The organism is Limnohabitans sp. MMS-10A-178 (assembly GCF_003063375.1).
In the GTDB taxonomy this organism is placed as follows: domain Bacteria; phylum Pseudomonadota; class Gammaproteobacteria; order Burkholderiales; family Burkholderiaceae_C; genus Limnohabitans_A.
Window position 1 is genome coordinate 107,431 of record NZ_NERY01000001.1, and the last position, 17,944, is coordinate 125,374.

The following is a 17,944-nucleotide window of genomic DNA, read 5'->3' on the forward strand; positions in this document are numbered from 1 at the left end:
GATTTATTTACCAGTGAAACGTGCATTGCGTTTTTCGATGAAGGACTGCACGCCTTCTTTGGCGTCTTCGCTGTTAGAGAGTGTTTTTTGCACAGCAATGAAATCGTGCATGGCCACCAGAGGTCCTTGCTCAACAGCCTTTAAAACATTTTGGCGGGTAGCTACCACGGCCAATGGCGCTTGCGCCGCAATGGCTTTTGCAATTTTGATGGCTTCATTGATTTGCTCACCCACTGGCACCACACGTTGTACAAAATTCAAACGCAAGGCTTCTGCACTGTTGAACTCATCGCCTGTGAGCAGATGCAATAGGGCATTGCCCATGCCGGCGCGCTCGGCCATGCGCAAAGTGGCGCCGCCAGTGGCCATGATGCCGCGCTTCACTTCCAATTGCGAGAATCGGCAGTTATCTGCGGCCACCACAATGTCGGCAGCCAACATCAACTCTATGCCAAGGGTGTAGGTGATGCCCTGCACGGCCACCACCATGGGCTTGATGCGGCGGCGGTAACCTTCCATGCCTAAATTGAGCGGGTCGACCAAACCCAGCGGCACGGCTTTTTCGCCGCGTTGCATGAGCGGTGCAATGGTGGGCAAATCTAGACCCGCCGTGAAGTGATCGCCCATGGCATGCAACACGCCCACACGCAAAGAAGGATCGTCGTCTAAGCGCGTGTAGGCTTCACCCAATTCGCGGTACATCTTGGGCGTGAAACCGTTGCACTTGTTGGGTCGGTTGATGCCGATCAACAGCACACCGTCTTGTACTTCTAAGTCGATGCTGCCTTCTGGGTGAATGGTGGTCATGGCAATCCTTGTACAGAGGTTAAAGGCAAGTGCGCTTGGCGCACTTGCGCCAGATCAATATTGGTAAACGCCGTGACCTGTTTTTCGGCCCAAGCGACCGGCAGCCACCAACTCTTTGAGCAAGGGGCAAGGACGGTATTTGCTGTCGCCAAATTCTTTGAGGTAAACCTCCATCACAGCCAAGCACACATCCAAACCTATCATGTCGGCCAAGGCCAAAGGGCCAATGGGTTGGTTACAACCGAGTTTCATGCCAGCGTCAATGTCGTCAGGCGTAGCCAAACCTTCGGACAGCACAAACAAAGCTTCGTTGATCATCGGCACCAAGATGCGATTGACCACAAAGCCCGGTGCGTTCTTCACAGTGATGGGGGTTTTGCCCAACGCTGTGGCCAAGGCATGGACGGCATCGTGCGTTTCGTCGCTGGTCTGCAAGCCGCGAATGATTTCCACCAAGGCCATCATGGGCACAGGGTTGAAAAAGTGCATGCCAATGAAACGGTCAGCGCGCGCGGTGGCCGCCGCCAACTGTGTGATCGAGATAGAAGAGGTGTTGGACGCAATGATCACTTCTGGCGCCAGCATGCCATCGAGTTGCTTCAAAATTTTGACTTTGAGGTCTTGGTTTTCGGTGGCGGCCTCAATGACCAAATCGGCGCTCATCAAGTCTTCGTACTGAGTACTGCCTTTAATTTTGGACAGTGCTGCCGCCTTGTCTGCTTCCGTGATTTTTTCTTTTTTCAACAAGCGGTCTAAGCTGCCCGACACCGTGGCAATGCCTTTGGCCACTGCCGCTTCTGAAATGTCCACCATCACCACGGGAATGCCCACCACAGCACATGCTTGTGCAATGCCGTTGCCCATGGTGCCTGCGCCAATGATGCCTACTTTTTGAATGATCATGATTTTAAAAATGAAAAGTTGAAATGAAAAAACGACAGCCGCTGCTTGCTCTTAAGCTTTTAAGTTCTTAAGCTCTAAATCGCTTTCGGGTTAAAGCCAAAGCCACCCAAAATGCCACCACAGTCACACCCACCAGCAAACTCAAATTGCCGGCCACATTGCTAGGCCACTGATCTAAAAACATGGGCCGCACCAATTCAATGGCGGCGGTCAGGGGCAAATAGTCTGTGACAGTTTGCAACCACTCAGGCAACTGGGTGCGCGGAAAATAAATACCCGACAAAAACATCATGGGCGTTAGAAACAAAGTGAAGTAATACGTGAAAAAGTCATAGCCCTTGGCCATGGCGTTGAAGATCAAGGCAATGCAACTGAAGGTCACACCCACCAACCACAACACCGGCCATGCCAACAACAATTTCCAACTGTGGCTGATGCCCAGCACCAACATCACACCCAAAATGGCCGTCACGGTAAACAAGGCTTTGTAGGCCGCCCAGAGCATTTCAGCCATCACCACATCGTCTAGGCGCACGGGTGCATTCATGATGCCGTCCCAGGTTTTTTGCATGTGCATGCGCGAGAAGGCAGAGTACAAGGCTTCAAATGAAGCCGCATTCATGGCACTCATGCAAATGCTGCCGCTGGCCAAGAACAAAATGTAGGGCACTTGCTGTTCGCCCATGTTCACCTCGCCTACCAGCGCACCCAAGCCGTAGCCAAAGGCCACCAACCACATTAAGGGCTCGGCAATGTTGCCCACCAAACTGGGCAAGGCCAACTTGCGCCATACCAACATGTTGCGCAAAAACACAGGCCACCAGCGCATCGAGAGTTGCGGCGGCGCCCACACAGAAGGGGTCACGTGTTGCTTTTGCATCATGCGTTCTCCCTGATTTGTCGACCGGTGAGTTTCAAAAACAAATCCTCCAAATTGGCTGGGCGGTGCAAGCTCCGAATGTGCGGCCAAGCTTGCAAGGCCACCAACAATGGCTCAGCTTTGGCGGTGTAAAAAAACACGGTTTCGCCACTCACCTCAACACGCGCGGCATGCTGCCTGAGCGGCGAGTCTTCGGCCGCCAAAGCCAAGGCACCTTGACCATACAGTTCCACCACATCAGGCTCTAAGTGCTGTGCAATCAAATCGCGTGGTTTGCCTTCTGCAATTTTTTTGCCGTGGTCTATCACCAGCAAACGATCGCACAAGCGCTCGGCCTCGTCCATGAAGTGGGTGGTTAACAAAATGGACTTGCCCTCTTGCATGAGCATTTGCAAACGCTCCCACATTAAATGCCTGGCTTGGGGGTCGAGGCCCGTGGTGGGTTCATCCAGCATCAGCATTTGCGGCTGATTAATGAGGGCGCGCGACAAACTCAAGCGGCGCTTCATACCGCCCGACAACTCGCCCGGCTTGGCTTTGGCTTTGCTGGTCAAGGCGCCAAATTCCAAGAGGGGGGCAATGCGAGCTTTGATGTCGCGGTCTTTCATACCGAAGTAGCGGCCATAGACCAACAAATTTTCCTCGGCCGTGAAGTCTGGGTCTAGCGTGTCCATTTGGGACACCACACCCAGGCGAGCCTTGATGGCCAAGGCTTGGTCTGGCATGGAAAGGCTGTCAAAGTAGGTAATGCTGCCGGCATCAGGCGTGGTTAAACCCAAACACATGCGCAGCGTGGTGGTTTTGCCTGCGCCATTGGGGCCAATCACACCCAAACACTCGCCGGGAGAAATGTGGAAGGACAAATCGTCCACCACCTTGTTGTCGCCAAAGCTTTTGTCCAAATGTTGGACATTCAATAAGTAAGTCATCCCATGATTGTGCCTTGGAGAGCCTTCTGTATTTCTGACCTTGCGCACGATTGACGACTTGATGCTCACTCAAAACGAAGGACCAATCACTTGCCAGCTTCAAATTAATATGTATACTTATTAAATCAAAGCACATTCTCAGGAGACTGATCTTGAACCCCTCCAGCCACTCTGATTCACTGGGCCGTTTAGAAGACTTGCCCGCCGACTACATAGCCGACATGACGGCGCTGTCGATTGCGCCTTTGTGGCCGCAACTGCGCGGACTGCTGCCGCGAGGCAAGCCCTCTCGCGCCACCCAGCCCTTTGTTTGGCATTACAAAGATGTGCGCCCCCAATTGATGAAGGCTGGTGAACTCACGCCCATCGAAAAAGCCGAGCGCCGCGTATTGGTTTTGTGCAACCCTGGCCACGGCATCGAAAAACTGGTGGCCACACCCAATATTTATGTGGGCATGCAACTCATCTTGCCGGGCGAAGTGGCACCCAACCACCGCCACACTCCCAGCGCAGTGCGCTTTGTGGTTGAAGGTGACGGCGGTTTCACCACGGTACAGGGCGAGAAATGCCCTATGCACAAAGGCGATTTGATCTTGACGCCTGCCGGCCTTTGGCACGAACATGGCCACGAGGGTCAAGGCCCAGTGGTTTGGTTGGATGCGTTGGACTTGCCCATGGTGTACGGCATGGAAGCCTCCTATGCCATTGAGGGTCCCTCACAAAATGCGGGCCCCGATTTGGACGCTTCTCAAACCAAGTACCAGCGTGCTGGCCTTGTTCCGTTTAGCTCTTTGAGTCAATCGGTGCGCGCGCCCTACCCGCAAATTCGATATCCCTGGGTGGATGTGCGCAAAGCCTTGTTGGCACTCGACAAGGGTACGCCCCAAAACGATGCTGTTCAATTGGCATATGTCAACCCAGAAACAGGCGCACCGTGTTTGCCCACCTTGGGTTTCTCTGCACAGCTCTTAAGAGATGGCCTTGACTTCAGCCCCCGCCGCAGGTCAGCCAGCTCGGTCATGCATGTGATTGAAGGCCGTGGTGAATCTGAAATTGATGGCGTCACATTGAAGTGGTCAGAGGGCGATACGGTGGCCATTCCCACGCACGCTGAAATCAAACACCGCGCAAACCATGGCAACGCCTATCTTTTCCATGTAGACGATGCGCCCACACAACGCGCATTGGGCTTTTATCAGGAGTTTTGAGCATGACTTCCCAAGGCAAAAAGTTCATCGTGGTGGGGGGTGGCATTGGCGGCTTGGCGGCAGCTGTTGCCCTCAGCCAGCAAGGGTGTCATGTCACTGTTTTAGAACAAGCCGCCGAGCTTGGCGAAATTGGCGCGGGCGTTCAGTTGGCCCCCAATGCCTTTGCCGCACTTGACGCCCTGGGTGTTGGTGAAAACGCTCGAAAGCGCGCGGTGTTCACAGAGCAGCTCGTCATGATGGATGCGGTTGACGGCTCAGAAGTGGGTAGTTTTCCGGTGGGCCAGGCTTTTCGCGATCGCTTCAAAAACCCCTATGCCGTGATTCACCGGGCTGACATTCACGCCACCATTTTGGAGGGTGCGCAAGGCTCCGATTTGATTCAGGTCGAAACATCCACCAAAGTTGCAAGCGTGACCCAAGACGACGCAGGCGTGACCGCGGTAGATCAAAATGGTCGCATATTCAAAGCCGATGCCTTGATCGCAGCCGATGGCGTGCGCTCTGTGATTCGCGAGAAAATGTTCAACGATCCTCCGCGCATTTCGGGTCATGTGGTGTATCGGGCTGTGGTGCCTGTGGAAGAAATGCCTGCCGATTTGCAAATCAATGCGCCCGTGGTTTGGGCTGGCCCCGACTGTCACTTGGTGCACTACCCATTGCGCGGTGGCCAGCAATACAACTTGGTGGTGACCTTTCACAGCCGAGAAGAAGAAGAGTGGAGCGTGACCGATGGCAGCAAGGAAGAGGTGCTGAGTTATTTCGAAGGCATTTGCCCTCGCGCGAGACAAATGCTTCATTTGCCTAAAACTTGGCGCCGCTGGGCCACCGCAGATCGCAACCCACTCGAAAAATGGGGCGAAGGCCGCGTGACCATGTTGGGTGATGCGGCACACGGCATGTTGCAATACATGGCGCAAGGCGCATGCATGGCCATAGAAGATGCGGTCACCTTGGGCGAAGCCATGAAGCATTGCCAAGGCGATGTGCTTCAAGCCTTTCAGTTGTATGAGAAAAGCCGCATTCCTCGCACCGCGCGGGTGGTGCTGTCGGCGCGAGAAATGGGGCGCTTGTACCACGCCAAAGGTGTTGAACGTTTGGTGCGCAACCAACTGTGGGAGGGCCGCACCCCCGAGCGCTTTTACGATGCGCTAGAGTGGCTGTATGGGTGGCGTGCTGAAAAATCTTTGGCCATTTGAACCAGCTCAAGCTTTGATGGTCGGCGCCAATACCCTTTTACAATAAGCCCTAGTGAGAATCTAGGGAGCCAGTGTGTCCGATCAATTGGCGGTGTTGCCGCAATACCTGATGCCCAAGCTGGCCATGACCCGCTTGGCGGGCTATTTGGCCAGTGCCGAGTTGGGCCAATTCACCACCTGGGTCATCAAGCGCTTTGTCAAACGCTACAACGTGAACATGGCAGAGGCTGCCAACGCAGACCCTGCGCATTACAAAAGCTTCAATGAGTTTTTCACGCGCCCCCTCAAAGAGGGTGTGCGACCGTTGGCCCATAGCACTTGGTTGTGCCCTGTAGACGGTGCCATCAGCCAGTGCGGCGCCATTGAACGTGATCAAATTTTTCAAGCCAAGGGTCACCAGTACAGCACACGTGCTTTGGTGGGCGGCGATGCGGCGCTGGCTGCGCAATTTGAAAACGGCCAATTTGCCACGCTCTACTTAAGCCCGCGTGACTATCACCGCATTCACATGCCAGTTGCTGGCAAGTTGTTGCGCATGGTGCATGTGCCTGGCGATTTATTTTCTGTGAACCCCACCACAGCCCGGGGCGTCCCTGGTTTGTTTGCGCGCAACGAACGAGTCGTGTGCGAGTTTGAAACCGATCACGGCCCCATGGTGCTGGTGCTTGTGGGCGCCACCATCGTGGGCAGCATGGCCACGGTGTGGCACGGTCAAGTCAATCCACCTCGGCCTGGCACGGTGCGTGAATGGCGCTACGAGTCACAAGAAGTGCGGCTGAAAAAGGGCGAAGAAATGGGTCGGTTTTTGTTGGGCTCTACCGTGGTCATGCTGTTTCCGCAAAACAGCATTCAATTTCCAAGCGATTGGATTAGCACTCGCCCCCTTCAAATGGGCGAGGCAATGAGCAGCAACTGAAGATTTTCAAATTTCAAATTTCAATTTTAGAGCCCAACTCCACCACCGAGTTGTTAGGTAATTTCAAGAACTCAGCAGCCGCACTGGCATTCAAGTGCATTTGCGCAAACAGCTTTTCACGCCATGTGGCCATGCCGCCGCCAATGGTGGGAATCACAATGTCGCGCGACAAGAAATAGCTGGTGCTCATGGGATCGAGTTCGGCGCCATGGCCTTTGAGTTGCTCTAAGGCTTTGGGCAAGTCGGGGTCGTTTTTGAAACCGTAATTGACAATCACTTGCCAGCAATCGTGGCCCAAGGGTTCAATTTCCAAACGCTTGTTCATGCCAATCCAAGGCACTTCTTGGTTGCGCACCGTGACGAACAAATTTTGACGGTGCAATACTTTGTTGTGCTTCAAGTTGTGCAGCAAGGCATTGGGCACACTGCCAGGCTCGGCTGACAAAAACACCGCCGTGCCTTCGACACGGGCTGGCGGCGCCACAAAAATAGCCTCCAAAAAATCCACCAGGCTGAAGGATTCGGCTTTGAGCGAATTGTTGAGCAAGCGCCGGCCATCGCTCCAAGTGATCATGAGCAAGAAAATACCGCCACCAATGACCAGAGGGAACCAACCACCATCCATCAATTTGAGCATGTTGGAGGCCCAGAAGGCAAAGTCGACTATCAAGAAAAATCCTGTCGCGCCAATGCAAAGTAACAGTGGCATTTTCCAGTGGTAGCGAATGACGAAGAAAGTCAGGATGGTGGTGATCAACATGTCGGTACACACCGCAATGCCGTAGGCCGCCGCCAAGTTGCTAGACGATTTGAACAATGCCACGGCCAACACAATCAAGATGAACAAACCCCAGTTCACAAAGGGCATGTAGATTTGACCCAAGTCTTTCACGCTGGTGTGAAGCACTTGGAGGCGGGGCAAATAGCCCAACTGAATCACTTGTTTGGTCACGCTGAACGCGCCCGTGATGAGGGCTTGTGAAGCAATGACTGTGGCCATGGTGGCCAAGCACACCAAGGGAATCAAAGCCCAATCGGGGGCCATCATGTAAAAAGGATTTTTAACCGCTTCGGGGGTCGACAACAACAAAGCACCTTGACCAAAATAATTCAAAGTCAAGGCGGGCATGACGGTGGAAAACCACGCCAATCGGATGGGCCTCTTGCCGAAGTGGCCCATGTCGGCATAGAGCGCTTCACCGCCAGTGACACACAAAACCACGGCACCCAAAATGATGAAGGTGGTGCCGGGGTTCTCCCACATGAACATCACTGCGTAATGGGGGCTGATGGCCCACAAAATTTCAGGCATGGTTGAGATGTGATAAACCCCCAACACGGCAATGGCTGCAAACCAAACCAAGGTGATGGGGCCAAAGAATTTACCAATGCCTGCGGTGCCTCGTTTTTGGACGGCAAACAAGCAAAACAAAATAATCAAGGTGAGCGGTATCACCGCCTTTTTAAAGTTGGGAGAAATAATCTCCAAACCCTCAACCGCGGAAAGCACCGAAATGGCTGGGGTAATCACACCATCGCCATAAAACAAACAGGTGCCAAAAATTCCCACCATCAGAAGCACTTTACGCAGCTTGGGTTTGTCTTTAACCGATTGCGACGCCAGTGCCAGCATGGCCACCAAACCACCCTCACCGTGGTTGTCTGCACGCAGCACCAAAGTGACGTATTTGAGCGAGACGATGGTGGTGAGTGTCCAAAAGAAAATGGACAATATTCCGTATATGTTGTCTGGGGTGAAGGCTACATGGCCCGAACCAAAAACCTCTTTCAAGGCATACAAGACGCTGGTTCCAATGTCGCCGTAGACGACACCGATGGCGCCCAAGGTCAGGGCACCGATAGAAGTTTTACTTGAAGACACAAAAAGTCAGCCAAGCAACAAGGCTAGGCTTTTATTCAGAATGTGGGCGATTTTGCGCCTGTTTTGACATCTTGAACATGGGGGCCACGCTCTAAAACACGGCCCCACATGAAATTGTTGCACCGCAGCAACTTGAGCCTATTGAGGAGAACTTTAGTCGTAAACCTCGGCTTCGGGGTCGGTTGACTCAAGCTCGTAGCTGGCGGCCAGCATGGCCAATCGGCCAATGACGCCATACATGTAGAAGCGATTTGGAACGCTGGCGCCTGGCTTCATACCTGGCTGGGGCAGATGTGGGGTTTCGGCAAATGCCAAGGGTACAAAGCTCGCACCTGGCGCATTCAAGTTTTCATCCACACCACGCTCGGCATGCACCCGGTAGAAGCCGCCCACCACATAGCGGTCCATCATGTACACCACGGGCTCGGCCACTGCGTCGTTCATACGCTCGTTGGTGAGCACGCCTTCCTGAATGATCACATCGCTCACCACCTGGCCATCTTTGATGACGCTCATTTTGTTGCGTGTTTTGCGGTTGAGCACATCCAAATCGGACACATCGCGCACGGTCATGATGCCCATACCGTAGGTGCCGTTGTCGGCCTTCACCACCACAAATGGTTTTTCATTGATGCCGTATTCTTTGTACTTGCGCTTGATTTTGGTCAAGAGCGCATCAACATTGCTGCGCAAGGCCTCAATGCCCAAGCCTTCCGCAAAATTAACATCCCCGCACTGGTTGAACATGGGGTTGATGAGCCACGGGTCAATTCCCAACAATTTGCCAAAGCGCTTGGCCACTTCTTCATAGCTTTGGAAGTGCAGGGTTTTGCGGCGCACACTCCAACCTGCATGCAACGGTGGCAACAGGTGCTGCTCGTGCAATTCCTCCAAAATACCAGGCGCGCCTGCCGACAGATCGTTGTTGAGCAAAATGGTGCAAGGATCGAAGTCTTTCAAGCCAACTCGGTGTTTGGTGCGAAGCACTGGCTCTAAAGTGACCTGCTCTCCGCCGGGCAAATCAATGGTGGTGGACTCTTTGATCTCAGGGTTGATAGAGCCAATGCGCACATTCAAACCGGCCATGTGAAAGATGCGCTGCAACTGAACCACGTTGCTCAAATAGAAGGTGTTGCGCGTGTGGTTCTCGGGAATGATGAGCAAGTTTTTGGCTTCAGGGCAAATTTTCTCGATGGCCGCTTGGGCGGCTTGCACCGCCAAAGGCAGCATTTCGGGCGACAAATTGTTCCAGCCACCCGGAAACAAATTGGTATCGACCGGCGCCAACTTAAAACCTGCGTTGCGAATGTCAACCGAGGTGTAAATGGGCGGCGTGTGCTCCATCCACTCCAACCTGAACCAGCGCTCAATGGCGGGCATGGAATCAAGGACCCGTTGCTCGAGTTCGTTGATGGGGCCATTCAAAGCCGTGACTAAATGCGGAACCATATGCGCCTTGTATGTAATTAGTTTCGAACTTCACCCTCGCCCAGCACAACGTACTTGAGCGAAGTGAGTCCTTCTATACCAACGGGCCCACGAGCGTGGAACTTGTCAGTGGAGATGCCAATTTCGGCACCCAAGCCAAATTCAAAGCCATCGGCAAATCGGGTGCTGGTGTTGACCATCACGCTGGCTGAATCGACCTCGCGTAAAAAGCGCTGCGCATGCATGTGATTGCGCGTGAGAATGGCATCGGTGTGGTGACTGGAATAGTGATTGATGTGTGCAATGGCCTGATCAAGACCTTCCACCACCTTGATGCTGATGATGGGCGCCAAATATTCTTCAAACCAATCTTGCTCGGTGGCATCGACCAACTTGGCACCGGCCACCTGCGACAAAATGGCTTTGGACTTGGGGCAGCAGCGCATTTCGACACCTTTGTCGGCGTAGACCTTGCCAATGAGCGGCAGAAATTCTGCCGCGACGCCTTGCGCCACCAGCAATCCCTCGCTGGCATTGCAGGGGCTGTATTTTTGCGTCTTGGCGTTGTCTGCCACCTTCACGGCCATGGCCACATCGCAGGGGTCGTCGATGTAGGTGTGGCAATTGCCATCGAGGTGTTTGATGACGGGCACTTTGGCATCGCGGCTGATGCGCTCAATGAGCCCTTTGCCGCCGCGCGGAATGATCACATCGACATACTCGGGCATGGCAATGAGTTGGCCCACGGCTTCGCGGTCGGTGGTTTGCACCAGTTGCACGGCCTGCGTGGGCAAGCCCGAATCTTGCAAGGCTTGCTGCACCAACAAAGCCAAGGCTTTGTTGGATTCAATGGCTTCTGAGCCACCGCGCAAGATGCAAGCATTGCCGCTTTTGATGGACAAACTGGCCGCTTCAATGGTGACATTGGGACGGCTTTCAAAAATCATCCCAAAGACCCCCAAGGGCACGCGCATCTGACCCACGCGAATGCCGCTGGCTTGTTGTTTCATGCCAATGATTTCGCCAATGACATCGGGCATGGCGGCCAATTGCTCACAGCCCTCGGCACAGGTGGCCAGAACTTGGGGGCTTAAGCGCAAACGATCGACCATGGGTGCCGACAAGCCAGCAGCCTGGGCCCGCGCCAAATCTTTGGCGTTGTCAATTTGCAGGGCCTCGGTATTTTGGCGAAGCAAAGCCGCCAAGCGTTTCAAAGCATTGTTTTTGGCAGCTGTGGAGGCTTTGGCCATGGCGGCAGAGGCCACTTTGGCCTGCTGTCCCAAAATTTGCATTGAAGCTTGTGTCGACTCTTGTGTCGACGCTTGCATCGACGCTTGCGTCGAAGCTTGTGTCGCTTCTAGGGCCCCGTCCGCCGTCTGGGCGTTAGCGTTGAGAGTTGCGTTCATATCGCTATTTTCGCACTCTTGTGTGGCAACTTGTCAAAACCGCTCAAGTCTTTGCTGCGCAAGCGCTTGAAACCCGCAAGGCCAGGCGCTGCAAGGCTTGCCAGGGGTCGGTGGGCCAATCGGCTACTTTCAGGCCTTTCACAATGCCATCGACTTGGTGGGCGTTTTGCAACAACTGCGCCAAACGTGAGGCCGGCAACTTAGGCAAGACCCTCTCAAACAACTTTTCTCGCACCCCCCAAATGCGTTGCTCACGCAGCGCCATGGGCAAGGGGCGGCCTTCTGCCATGGCGTCTTTGACACGCTTTAAAGCGCGAATGTCCTCTGCCAAAGCGTAGTGAACCAAAACCGCAGCTTCACCTTCGGCTTGCAAGCCGTCTAGCATGCGTTGCACGCGTGCAATCTGGCCCGACAAAACGGCTTCCGACAACTTGAAGACATCGTAGCGCGCCACGTTCAAAACAGCGCTTTCCACTTGGGCTTGGCTTAACTCACCGGCGGGGTAAAGCAAGCCCAACTTTTGAATTTCTTGGTGCGCTGCCAACAAGTTGCCTTCAACCCTGTCTGCAAAAAACTGCAAACAGTTTTGGCCCTCTTGTCCGGCAGCAACGCTTTGCTGTTGGAGCTTCAGACGTTGCGCAATCCACTGCGGCAATTGGGCGCGCTCCAGCGAATCAATTTGCAACGACACACCGTATTGCTCCAAGGCGCCAAACCAAGCGCCTTTTTTGGTGGCATGGTCTAGACGGGGCAAAATGAACAGGGTCAAGGTGCTGTCGTTGCCCTCTGCACTCTGAGCCAATTGTTGAATCATGGGGCTGCCCTCTTTGCCGGGCTTGCCGGTGGGCACACGAATTTCCAATATTTGTTTATCAGCAAACAAGCTCATGGAGCCCCCTGCTGCCAACACCTCACTCCAATCAAAGTGGGCGCCAGACACCACGTGCACACTGCGCTCGGTATAGCCTTGCAAACGGGCAGTAGCACGAATGGCATCGGCCGCCTCTTGCACCAACAAGGCTTCATCGCCGTGCAAGGTGTACAAGCTTCGCAAGCCTTTTTGCAAATGAGCTTGAAGCTGAGGCAGGGCCAGTTGCATAAAGGCAGCGTGCGTCTAACTGAACTTAAAGAGATTTGACCGCCGCCAAGCGACGCAAAATTTGCTGCACGATGTCGACTTGCATGTCACGGTACATCATGGCTTCTTCAATCTCTTTAGACAAAGCGGCCGACTCTAAAAAGCTCAGGTCCCGTTGCTGTTGCAGTTCTACTTCAGGAATCAAGTTCTTGCCCTGCGGCGTCCGCAAGCGAAACTTCACTCTCAAGCGAAGTTGCAACTCACGCACTTGTCCCGATGCATTCAAACCCACCACCACTCGATCGCGCGCTTCCGACAAGACCTCCAACACCACCTGCGAATTGGCCAAGTCTTTGGCCTCAGTGAAAACCTTCAAGTTGCTTTGACTTGCCAAGTTATTTCGCAAGTCGTTACCCAAAGCCGATTGACGTGGCAAGTTCAAAAACAAAGATTGGAAAGGCAGGTCGGCGCTTTGGCGCAATTGAAAGCCACAGCCCGTCAAGCCTGCAGCTGTGAAGCCACTCAACAACGCACCACCCGTCACGCTGCGTGCTAAAACGTGCAGCGCTTGACGACGGGTTTGCAACTGTTGAGTCTTGTTCATGCTGTGTGCTTTACAACACCACGTTGACCAAACGGCCTGGCACCACAATGATTTTCTTGGGTGCCGCGCCAGCGCCTTGCTTGGTCACTTGCTCATGCGATGCCGCAGCCTGTTCAATGGCCGCTTTGTCTGAATTGGCAGGCACCGTGAGTGAGCCGCGCAGTTTGCCGTTGATTTGCAACATGAGTTCAATCTCATCGCGCTGCAAAGCGGTTTCGTCTACAGCGGTCCAAGCCGTATCGAGCAAATCGCCTTGGCTTGTGCCATAGCCCAACTCGTTCCACAACTGAAAAGCCAAGTGCGGGCAAGCGGGGTACATCACGCGCAGCAAGATGGAATAGCACTCGGCCAAGGCGGCGTTGTCGTTTACATCGGTAGATGTAGACAAGGGAGAGTCTTCCAGAGTGTTGAGCATCTTCATAAGCGCCGACACCACCGTGTTGTATTGCATGCGCTCATAGTCGTAATTGGCTTGGCGCAGCACCGAGTGAATTTCGAGGCGCAGTTTTTTGGCATCAGCACTGAAAGTGATGGGCTGCGAACGATCGACCGTGAGACCGACCTTCAAAGCACTTTCTATTTTGACAGCGTAGTTCCATACACGACGCACAAAACGGTAGCTGCCTTCCACAGCCGCATCGTTCCACTCCAAGGTGGCTTCGGGCGGTGCGGTAAACATGGTGTACAGGCGCGCAGTGTCGGCACCATATTTTTCAATCAGGTCTTGCGGATCGACGCCATTGTTTTTCGACTTGGACATGGTGCCCACGCCTTCGTAATCGATGGCAGTGCCCACAGGCAAATTGCCCACGGCATTTTTCAAACGCGCACCGATCACTTTGCCATCTTCGGCCAACACATGCTCGACATCGTGTGGCCAGAAATAATCTTTGCCACCTTTGTCGGTGCGACGTGAATAGATGTGGTTCAGCACCATGCCTTGCGTGAGCAACTTGGTGAAGGGTTCGTCCACTTTCACCAAACCCAAGTCGCGCATCACTTTGGTCCAGAAGCGCGCATACAGCAAGTGCAGAATGGCGTGCTCAATACCGCCAATGTACTGGTCCATGGGCATCCAGTAATCGGCACCCTCGGCCACCATTTTGTCGGCATTGGTCGGGTCGCAATAGCGCATGAAGTACCACGACGAATCGACAAAGGTGTCCATGGTGTCGGTCTCGCGGCGCGCTGGTTTGCCGCACACAGGGCACACCACACCGGCGTGGAAACCTTCGTGTTTGTTGAGTGGATTGCCAGAACCATCGGGAATGCAATCTTGCGGCAGCACCACGGGCAAATCTTTTTCGGGCACCGGCACGGCGCCGTGTTCATCGCAATGAATAATGGGAATGGGTGTGCCCCAATAGCGCTGACGGCTGATGCCCCAGTCACGCAGACGCCATGTGGTTTTCTTCTCGCCCAAGCCTTTGGCGGCCAAGTCGGCGGCAACGGCTTCTAAAGCGTCTTTGAAATGCAGGCCGTCGTATTTGCCAGAGTTGACTAGCACGCCGTTGGCTTTGTCAGCAAAACCATCGTGCCATTCAGTGTGGCTGAACGTCACGCCTTTGGAGGCCACCACTTGCTGGATAGGCAATTGGTATTTGAGCGCAAACGCAAAGTCGCGTTCGTCGTGCGCAGGCACGCCCATGACGGCGCCATCGCCGTAGCTCATGAGCACATAGTTACCCACCCACACTTCCACAGGCTTGCCTGTGAGCGGATGCATGACAGACAAGGCTGTGCGCATGCCTTCTTTTTCTTTGACCGCCAACTCGGCTTCGGTGGTGCCGCCCTTTTGGCAAGTTTCGATGAACGTGGCCAAAGCAGGCTGTGTGAGCGCTGCTTGCGCGGCTAGGGGATGCTCGGGTGCCACCGCACAAAACGTGACACCCATGATGGTGTCGGGGCGTGTGGTGAACACATACATCTTGCCGTCTTGAATGAGCTGACCGTCTGCACCACGAATGTCGTGTGGAAACGCAAAGCGCACACCGGTGGATTTGCCAATCCAGTTTTCTTGCATGAGCTTCACGCGCTCGGGCCAACCGGGCAACTTGTCGCCCGTGACAAAGTCGAGCAATTCTTCGGCGTAATCGGTGATCTTGAGGTAGTAGCCTGGAATTTCGCGCTTCTCGACCACGGCGCCTGTGCGCCAGCCTTTGCCATCGATCACTTGTTCGTTGGCCAACACGGTTTGGTCAACGGGATCCCAATTGACGACTTGTGTTTTGCGATAAGCCACGCCCTTCTCTAACATCTTCAAAAACAACCACTGGTTCCACTTGTAGTAGCTGGCGTCACACGTGGCCACTTCGCGGCTCCAGTCGATGGCCAAGCCCATGGCCTGCATCTGCTTCTTCATGTAAGCGATGTTTTCGTAGGTCCACTTGGCAGGCGGCACACCGTTTTTGAGCGCGGCATTTTCGGCAGGCAAGCCAAACGCATCCCAACCCATGGGCATGAGTACGTTGTAGCCGTTCATGCGCAAATAGCGCGTGAGCATGTCGTTGATGGTGTAGTTGCGCACGTGGCCCATGTGCAGCTTGCCGCTGGGGTAGGGCAGCATGGAGCAGGCGTAAAACTTCTTTTTACTGGCGTCTTCGATAACGCGGTAGGCATCGCGAGCGTTCCACAGGCTTTGTGCCGCGGGCTCAACTTCGAGGTGGTTGTACTTGTCTTGCATGATGGTGCAAATTGTAGGTGTTTGGCGGGACGTATTCCCCCTGCTGGCGCAATCAGCGTGAGGTGGCCTTGGCAGAGTCAAGGCCCGGTGCTGTCACAAAGCCAATTCGGTGAAGGCCGGCTTGCTGTGCAATGCCCATGAGTTCGAGAACTTGACCGTAGGGCACGGCTTGGTCGACCCTCAGCTGTACCTCCAGATGCGGTTTTTGGGAGGCCATACGCTGGAGTTCGGCTTGCAATGCAGGCAGTTGCACCGGCTTGTCGTTGACAAACAGTTCCCCTGCAGGATTGAGGCTGAGAGTGATCGCCTCAGGCGCATCACCCGATTGAGCCACCTCGGACTGCGGCAGCTCCAAACGGATGGCACTGGTAAACAGGGGCGCTGTGAGAATGAAAATGACCAGCAAAACCAGCATGACATCGACCAATGGGGTGACATTGATGTCACTGAAGGGCTTGGCCTGTGCTGAACGAGGAAATCGACCGAATGCCATGGGTAGAAATGGTGATGACGCTTAGTTTTGCCGACCCGTAAGCAAATTCAAAAGATCTTGGGCAAAACCTTCCAATTCGACTTCAATTTGGGCCACTGTGCGGCCAAACACGTTGTAGGCAAGGACGGCAGGAATAGCCACCGCCAAGCCTGCGGCGGTCATGACCAAGGCCTCGCCAACGGGGCCTGCCACGCGTTCTAGGGTAATTTGTCCTACTTCGGCCATGCCACTCAAGGCATTGAAGATGCCCCAGACTGTGCCTAAAAGACCCACAAAAGGGGAAATGGCACCTACTGTGGCCAACAGCAATTGGCCCCACTGCAATCGGCTGACCGTGCTTTGCATGCTGTTGCGCAAAACGCGTGTGAGTTGGTGTTCGCGCTCTCCTGAGGCTGCTAGGGTACCGCCCAAGGGCAGCAGAGTGGCATCCAACATGGGCGTGACAGATTGATCGCGGTCGAACTGGGCAACACGGGTGTGAGCTTCGTCAAATTGGGAGGCCTGCCAAAAAGCGGCTGTGCTTTGGGGCACATCGTGTTTGACTCGGTGCAGCAATTTGAACTTCCAAAGTATGACCACCCAAGTGCTGACAGACATGGCCAACAAGGAAACCGCCACAAAGCGGATGACCCAGTCAGCTTCCTGCCAAAAGCTCAGTAAGTTCATGAATGCTTTTTTATCTTAATGACAGCACATCGAACATGTCAAAAAGACCGGTTTTTTGGCTTGCCAAAAAGCGCACTGCGCGCAAGCTGCCTTGTGCATAGGTGGCGCGGCTAGAAGACTTGTGAGTGACCTCGATGCGCTCGCCAGTGCCCGCAAACAAGACGGTGTGATCGCCCACGATATCGCCACCTCGAATGGTGGCAAAGCCAATGCTGGAGGGATCGCGCTCGCCCGTGACGCCCTCGCGGGCATAGACGGCACAGTCTTTCAAATCGCGTCCAAGCGCATCGGCAATGACCTCACCCATTTTGAGCGCCGTGCCGGAGGGCGCATCGACCTTGTGACGGTGATGGGCCTCAATGATTTCGATGTCGTAACCCGTGGCCAAGGCCTTGGCCGCCATTTCGAGCAGCTTGAGGGTGACATTGACACCCACGCTCATGTTGGGGGCCATGACAATGGCAATGTCTTGGGCAATGGCTTTGATTTCGGCTTTTTCAGCATCCGAAAAACCAGTGGTGCCAATGACCGCTTTGACGCCCAAGGCTTGGCAGACTTTGAGGTGGGCCAAGGTGCCCTCAGGGCGGGTGAAATCGATTAGAAACTGCGATTGTTGCAAGCCTGCTTTGAGGTCGCTTGTGACCAGCACACCGCTGGCTTTGCCCATGGCCGCTCCCGCATCGGTGCCAATGGCTGGACTGCTGGGCATGTCCAGAGCTCCTGTGAGGCTGCAGTCATCGGCGCTGGCAATGGCCTCAATGAGCATGTGACCCATACGGCCAGACGCGCCTGCCACGGCCACTTTGTGCAAAGGCAATGAAGATGGCAAAGCAGAATTTGAAGAAGTCACGGATGTCATTCGATG

General features: G+C 54.3%; 16 protein-coding genes. 3 read left to right on the plus strand and 13 right to left on the minus strand.

Annotated elements, in window-relative coordinates; all coding sequences use genetic code 11:
- Positions 1 to 3: 3 nt before the first annotated feature.
- From B9Z32_RS00470 to B9Z32_RS00485, 4 genes are all read right to left on the minus strand, one after another.
- Positions 4 to 807, minus strand: coding sequence for a crotonase/enoyl-CoA hydratase family protein (locus B9Z32_RS00470; RefSeq protein ID WP_108419470.1), 804 nt, complete (start codon positions 805 to 807; stop codon positions 4 to 6).
- Between the two features lie 54 nt (positions 808 to 861).
- Positions 862 to 1,710, minus strand: coding sequence for a 3-hydroxybutyryl-CoA dehydrogenase (locus B9Z32_RS00475; protein ID WP_108419471.1), 849 nt, complete (start codon positions 1,708 to 1,710; stop codon positions 862 to 864).
- A 67-nt stretch (positions 1,711 to 1,777) separates the two neighbouring features.
- The gene (locus B9Z32_RS00480) at positions 1,778 to 2,590 is read right to left on the minus strand and encodes an ABC transporter permease (RefSeq protein ID WP_108420880.1); all 813 of its coding nucleotides are present in this window, start codon (positions 2,588 to 2,590) and stop codon (positions 1,778 to 1,780) included.
- Positions 2,590 to 3,519: an ATP-binding cassette domain-containing protein gene (locus B9Z32_RS00485; protein ID WP_108420881.1), complete on the minus strand. Its 930-nt coding sequence runs from the start codon at positions 3,517 to 3,519 to the stop codon at positions 2,590 to 2,592. Before B9Z32_RS00485 ends, B9Z32_RS00480 begins: the two co-directional genes overlap by 1 nt.
- 152 nt (positions 3,520 to 3,671) lie before the next feature.
- Here B9Z32_RS00485 and B9Z32_RS00490 point away from each other — a divergent pair, with 152 nt between their 5' ends.
- From B9Z32_RS00490 to asd, 3 genes are all read left to right on the plus strand, one after another.
- The gene (locus B9Z32_RS00490) at positions 3,672 to 4,727 is read left to right on the plus strand and encodes a cupin domain-containing protein (protein WP_233248005.1); all 1,056 of its coding nucleotides are present in this window, start codon (positions 3,672 to 3,674) and stop codon (positions 4,725 to 4,727) included.
- Between the two features lie 2 nt (positions 4,728 to 4,729).
- Positions 4,730 to 5,923, plus strand: coding sequence for a 3-hydroxybenzoate 6-monooxygenase (locus B9Z32_RS00495; protein ID WP_108419472.1), 1,194 nt, complete (start codon positions 4,730 to 4,732; stop codon positions 5,921 to 5,923).
- A gap of 73 nt (positions 5,924 to 5,996) precedes the next feature.
- Positions 5,997 to 6,839 carry an archaetidylserine decarboxylase gene (gene asd, locus B9Z32_RS00500; RefSeq protein ID WP_108419473.1) on the plus strand — a complete coding sequence of 281 codons (843 nt, stop codon included), beginning with the start codon at positions 5,997 to 5,999 and terminating at the stop codon, positions 6,837 to 6,839.
- A gap of 13 nt (positions 6,840 to 6,852) precedes the next feature.
- Here the strand turns inward: asd and B9Z32_RS00505 are convergent, their stop codons facing one another.
- The 9 genes from B9Z32_RS00505 to dapB form a co-directional block, all read right to left on the minus strand.
- Complete coding sequence (locus B9Z32_RS00505; protein ID WP_108419474.1) at positions 6,853 to 8,721, minus strand: potassium transporter Kup; 1,869 nt, start codon at positions 8,719 to 8,721, stop codon at positions 6,853 to 6,855.
- A gap of 153 nt (positions 8,722 to 8,874) precedes the next feature.
- On the minus strand, positions 8,875 to 10,170 hold the full coding sequence (gene gshA / locus B9Z32_RS00510; protein WP_108419475.1) for a glutamate--cysteine ligase: 1,296 nt from the start codon (positions 10,168 to 10,170) through the stop codon (positions 8,875 to 8,877).
- Between the two features lie 17 nt (positions 10,171 to 10,187).
- Entirely contained in the window at positions 10,188 to 11,555 is a 1,368-nt protein-coding gene (locus tag B9Z32_RS00515) for a glutamate-5-semialdehyde dehydrogenase (RefSeq protein ID WP_108419476.1), read from the minus strand.
- 43 nt (positions 11,556 to 11,598) lie between these two features.
- Positions 11,599 to 12,654 carry a DNA polymerase III subunit delta gene (holA, locus tag B9Z32_RS00520; RefSeq protein ID WP_108419477.1) on the minus strand — a complete coding sequence of 352 codons (1,056 nt, stop codon included), beginning with the start codon at positions 12,652 to 12,654 and terminating at the stop codon, positions 11,599 to 11,601.
- 25 nt (positions 12,655 to 12,679) lie between these two features.
- Positions 12,680 to 13,237 carry an LPS assembly lipoprotein LptE gene (gene lptE, locus B9Z32_RS00525; RefSeq protein WP_108419478.1) on the minus strand — a complete coding sequence of 186 codons (558 nt, stop codon included), beginning with the start codon at positions 13,235 to 13,237 and terminating at the stop codon, positions 12,680 to 12,682.
- A gap of 10 nt (positions 13,238 to 13,247) precedes the next feature.
- On the minus strand, positions 13,248 to 15,920 hold the full coding sequence (gene leuS, locus B9Z32_RS00530; RefSeq protein ID WP_108419479.1) for a leucine--tRNA ligase: 2,673 nt from the start codon (positions 15,918 to 15,920) through the stop codon (positions 13,248 to 13,250).
- A 52-nt stretch (positions 15,921 to 15,972) separates the two neighbouring features.
- The gene (locus B9Z32_RS00535; RefSeq protein WP_108419480.1) at positions 15,973 to 16,413 is read right to left on the minus strand and encodes a biopolymer transporter ExbD; all 441 of its coding nucleotides are present in this window, start codon (positions 16,411 to 16,413) and stop codon (positions 15,973 to 15,975) included.
- A gap of 21 nt (positions 16,414 to 16,434) precedes the next feature.
- Positions 16,435 to 17,079: a MotA/TolQ/ExbB proton channel family protein gene (locus B9Z32_RS00540; RefSeq protein WP_108419481.1), complete on the minus strand. Its 645-nt coding sequence runs from the start codon at positions 17,077 to 17,079 to the stop codon at positions 16,435 to 16,437.
- A gap of 10 nt (positions 17,080 to 17,089) precedes the next feature.
- Positions 17,090 to 17,938: a 4-hydroxy-tetrahydrodipicolinate reductase gene (gene dapB / locus B9Z32_RS00545; RefSeq protein WP_108419482.1), complete on the minus strand. Its 849-nt coding sequence runs from the start codon at positions 17,936 to 17,938 to the stop codon at positions 17,090 to 17,092.
- Between the last annotated feature and the right edge of the window lie 6 nt (positions 17,939 to 17,944).

What these genes read in the sequence shown, in the direction of transcription:
- B9Z32_RS00535 (WP_108419480.1), bottom strand. Translation starts at nt 16,413, where the DNA reads ATGGCATTCGGTCGATTTCCTCGTTCAGCACAGGCCAAGCCCTTCAGT.
- B9Z32_RS00495 (WP_108419472.1), top strand. Translation starts at nt 4,730, where the DNA reads ATGACTTCCCAAGGCAAAAAGTTCATCGTGGTGGGGGGTGGCATTGGC.
- B9Z32_RS00485 (WP_108420881.1), bottom strand. Translation starts at nt 3,519, where the DNA reads ATGACTTACTTATTGAATGTCCAACATTTGGACAAAAGCTTTGGCGAC.
- leuS (WP_108419479.1), bottom strand. Translation starts at nt 15,920, where the DNA reads ATGCAAGACAAGTACAACCACCTCGAAGTTGAGCCCGCGGCACAAAGC.
- lptE (WP_108419478.1), bottom strand. Translation starts at nt 13,237, where the DNA reads ATGAACAAGACTCAACAGTTGCAAACCCGTCGTCAAGCGCTGCACGTT.
- B9Z32_RS00475 (WP_108419471.1), bottom strand. Translation starts at nt 1,710, where the DNA reads ATGATCATTCAAAAAGTAGGCATCATTGGCGCAGGCACCATGGGCAAC.
- dapB (WP_108419482.1), bottom strand. Translation starts at nt 17,938, where the DNA reads ATGACATCCGTGACTTCTTCAAATTCTGCTTTGCCATCTTCATTGCCT.
- B9Z32_RS00540 (WP_108419481.1), bottom strand. Translation starts at nt 17,079, where the DNA reads ATGAACTTACTGAGCTTTTGGCAGGAAGCTGACTGGGTCATCCGCTTT.
- B9Z32_RS00515 (WP_108419476.1), bottom strand. Translation starts at nt 11,555, where the DNA reads ATGAACGCAACTCTCAACGCTAACGCCCAGACGGCGGACGGGGCCCTA.
- B9Z32_RS00480 (WP_108420880.1), bottom strand. Translation starts at nt 2,590, where the DNA reads ATGCAAAAGCAACACGTGACCCCTTCTGTGTGGGCGCCGCCGCAACTC.
- holA (WP_108419477.1), bottom strand. Translation starts at nt 12,654, where the DNA reads ATGCAACTGGCCCTGCCTCAGCTTCAAGCTCATTTGCAAAAAGGCTTG.
- gshA (WP_108419475.1), bottom strand. Translation starts at nt 10,170, where the DNA reads ATGGTTCCGCATTTAGTCACGGCTTTGAATGGCCCCATCAACGAACTC.
- B9Z32_RS00470 (WP_108419470.1), bottom strand. Translation starts at nt 807, where the DNA reads ATGACCACCATTCACCCAGAAGGCAGCATCGACTTAGAAGTACAAGAC.